The organism is Natronococcus amylolyticus DSM 10524 (assembly GCF_000337675.1).
Taxonomy (GTDB): domain Archaea; phylum Halobacteriota; class Halobacteria; order Halobacteriales; family Natrialbaceae; genus Natronococcus; species Natronococcus amylolyticus.
Genome location: NZ_AOIB01000007.1, coordinates 1 through 3,352 on the forward strand (window position 1 = coordinate 1; position 3,352 = coordinate 3,352).

Below are 3,352 nucleotides of genomic sequence, written 5' to 3' on the forward strand. Positions count from 1 at the left end.
GAGATGTGTATAAGAGACAGGTTTCGATTTCGTTCGAACCACGGCACGGCTCGCGGACCCGCCTGTGACCGTGGAAGCTTTCATCCCCAACCGGCTAGTGTCTCGTATGCCGACGCGGGCCCACCCGAGCGCCGACGGAGGGGATCGTCGTGATCGATGACGTCGCGACGGTCCTCGAGGAGATCGGTTTCGATCCCGAGAACAGCGTGTTGACCTACCGCCAGGCGCAGGTGCTCGCGTTACGCGAACGGGACGTCTCCCAGGCCGACATCGCCGACGCGCTGGGAACCTCGCGGGCCAACGTCTCTTCGATCGAGGCCAGCGCCCGAGAGAACGTCGCGAAGGCCAGGGAGACCGTCGCCTTCGCCGAGGCGCTACAGGCCCCGGTCCGCGTTCGGGTTCCCGAGGGGACCGACCTCTACGACGTTCCACAGCTCGTCTACGAGGCCTGCGACGAAGCTGGCGTCAAGGTCGACCACACCGCCCCGGACCTGATGAAGGTCGTGAGCGATGCCGCCGGAAGCGCGATCACGGGTCGACAGGTGTCCGCGCCGCTGACCGTTAGCGTCAGCTCCGAGGGCGTCGTTCGGGTTCGCCACCAGGAGTGACCGCGGTGCCGGAGTCCGGAGGGCTTTGTATCCGGACGACGTCGGTCGCGACATGGAACTGGATCTCGACGACACGACGGCGCTAGTGACGGCCTCCTCGAGCGGACTCGGATTCGCGAGCGCACAGGCGTTGGCCGAGGCGGGTGCGAACGTAACGATCTGTGGCCGGGACGCCGAGCGACTCGAGGACGCCCGCGAGGAACTCGAGGAGACGGCCGCGGGCGAGGTGCTGGCCGTCGAGGCCGACCTTACCGATCCCGACCACGTTTCGCGACTGGTGAGCGAGACGGTCGAGACCTTCGGCGGGCTCGACCACCTCGTTACCTCCGCGGGCGGCCCGCCGAGCACGACCTTCCTCGAGACCAGCGAACAGCAGTGGTATCAGGCCTACGACCTGCTGGTGATGAGCGTCGTCTGGACGATCGAGGAGGCACATCCACACCTGCGTGACTCCGAACACGGGACGATCACCTGCATCACCTCCCGAACGGTCAGGGAGGTAGCCGACGGTCTGTTGCTGTCGAACTCCGTCCGTCGCGGCGTGATCGGCCTGGTGAAGACGGTCTCGCGAGAGTTCGCCCCCGAGGTCCGGGCCAACGCCGTTCTTCCGGGAACGATCGAAACGCCCCGCATCGAAGAGCTCGTTGACGCCCGCGTCGAGCGCGGCGAGTACGACGACTACGAGTCGGGACTGGGCGACCTCGCCGACGACATCCCGATGGATCGCATCGGCGATCCGCGAGAGCTGGGTGAGGTCGTGGCCTTCCTCTCGAGTCCGCAGGCGAGTTTCGTCAACGGCGCCGAGGTACCGATCGACGGCGGACTGCTGCGGAGTTAGGATCGGTCGCGGCGAACCGACCGCTTCCGGAACGAGGGGATGCGACCGTTCGTTCCGCGAACCGCTGTCGCTAAGAGCCCGTCCCCGCATTCACCGATCGTGAGCGACCTCGGCAAGATCGATCGGCAGTTCTTCGAATCGCGGATCGCACCCAACCTCGGCGCCGAGCGCGACGACGTCGCCCTGGGGCCGAGCCACGGCGTCGACTTCGGCGTCATCGACGTCGGTGGGCGGGCCCTGGTGACCGCCACCGATCCCGTCTCGATCCCCCCTGCACTCGGCCTCGAGCGCGCCGCCCGGTTCGCGCTCGATCTGATCCTCGCGGACGTCGCCGTCAGCGGCATTCCGCCGTCGCATCTCTCGATTTGCTTTACGCTTCCGGAGGCGATGAGCGACGAGGCGTTCGGAACCGTCTGGGAGACGATCCACGAGGAGTGTGCCGACCTCGGCGTCGCCGTCGTGACCGGCCACACCGCCCGCTACTCCGACCCCTCCCACCCCTGGATCGGCGCGGCGACCGCGATGGGCGTCGGCGACCACGCTGCCATCGTCCGTCCCGACGGCGCCCGCGAGGGCGATCGGCTGCTGCTGACGACCGGTCCCGCCGTCGAGTCCGTCGGGCTCCTGAGCACGCTCTTCCCCGAGGAGCTCGAGCTACCCGACGGCGTGATCACCGACGCCCAGGAGCGGCTCGAGGAGGTCCACTGCGTCCGGGACGCCCTCACCGCGGCCGCGGCGGGACCCGTTCGGGCGATGCACGACGTCACCGAGGGCGGGCTGGCGGGCGCGCTAAACGAGATGGCCACGGGTGCGGGCGCGCGGTTCGAAATCGACCGCGCCGCCGTCCCGATACGTCCCGGGGTCGCCGAAGTCTGTGCGCACCTCGAGATCGACCCCTGGGCGGCGACCAGCTGCGGCTCGCTCGTCATCGCCGTCGACCCCGCGGGCGTCGACGCGGTTCGCGAGGCACTCGAGGACCGCGGCACCGTCGTGGCCGACATCGGGCGGGTCGAGGCGAGTTCCGACGGCGACGAAGGGGGCGTCCTCGCCGACGGCGAACGGCTCGAACATCCGCGTGTCGATCCCTCATGGGACGCCTACGCGAAGCTGGCTGATAGACGAACGTAGCAGAGTTCCGCTCGAGAGTGTCGCTGAAACACGTGTTCTGTACGGGCGAAGCCGATACCGTTGCGGTGCGGCTCAAGCACAGCACCCGCGAGCGACCATCGGGAGCGAGCGGCTTTTTAGCGTAGATTTTTGGAGTCGAGTGGGACCGCTGGTCCCACTGACCATGCGAATAGTGCGAGACCAACGGTCTCGCATACCGTGTGAACGGACGCTGCGCGTCCGTGAACAGAGGGCGCTTCGCGCCCGTGAGCAGAGAGTGGTGAGCGAGCAACGCGAGCGAACCCGACGAGAAAAAGGTACGTCTGCACGCGTTATGTGAACGAATCGATCGATTTCGAAGCATGACTCCGACTAAACGAAGAACCCGTCTGCTCAACCCTTGCTAGGATTCGAGTTCCCGATCCGACTCCCGGAGCTCGCGTTGCTCGACCGAGTGACCGGTCTCGACGTAGTGGCGGATCATCACCTCGTTGAGCTCGCCGTCGTCGTCGTCGTCGACGCGACGGCTCCACTCGCACTCCTCGCAGTACGCGACTGGCACATCCGGAGTTTCGAGTACGGGATCTTGAATTATCTGGTTCAATCCCGTGAATTACGGGAGCGGTTCCCGGGACTCGAGGACCACCGTTAACTGCGCGCTCGCCGTACGACGCCCGATGGCAGACGCCGACGGTCGTCCGAACGTGTTGTTTGTCCTCACCGATCAGGAGCGCTACGACTACTCCGCGCCCGACGGCCCGTCCGTCGAGACCCCGACGATGGATCGGCTCTCGAGCGA

At 66.8% G+C, this 3,352-nt stretch carries 4 protein-coding genes; 3 read left to right on the top strand and 1 reads right to left on the bottom strand.

Annotation, left to right across the window (positions count from 1 at the left end; all coding sequences use genetic code 11):
- Positions 1-149: 149 nt before the first annotated feature.
- From C491_RS01620 to C491_RS01630, 3 genes are all read left to right on the top strand, one after another.
- A complete protein-coding gene (locus C491_RS01620; RefSeq protein ID WP_005553270.1) occupies positions 150-608 on the top strand; it encodes a Tfx family DNA-binding protein in 459 nt (152 codons plus the stop codon).
- A gap of 52 nt (positions 609-660) precedes the next feature.
- A complete protein-coding gene (locus C491_RS01625) occupies positions 661-1,446 on the top strand; it encodes an SDR family oxidoreductase (RefSeq protein WP_005553271.1) in 786 nt (261 codons plus the stop codon).
- Positions 1,447-1,545: 99 nt separating this feature from the next.
- Positions 1,546-2,574 carry a HypE family hydrogenase expression/formation protein gene (locus C491_RS01630; protein ID WP_005553273.1) on the top strand — a complete coding sequence of 343 codons (1,029 nt, stop codon included), beginning with the start codon at positions 1,546-1,548 and terminating at the stop codon, positions 2,572-2,574.
- 382 nt (positions 2,575-2,956) lie between these two features.
- Here C491_RS01630 and C491_RS23085 read toward each other — a convergent pair whose 3' ends face one another.
- Positions 2,957-3,115, bottom strand: a complete 159-nt coding sequence (locus tag C491_RS23085) for a hypothetical protein (protein ID WP_169331724.1) — start codon at positions 3,113-3,115, stop codon at positions 2,957-2,959.
- Positions 3,116-3,352 lie beyond the last annotated feature (237 nt).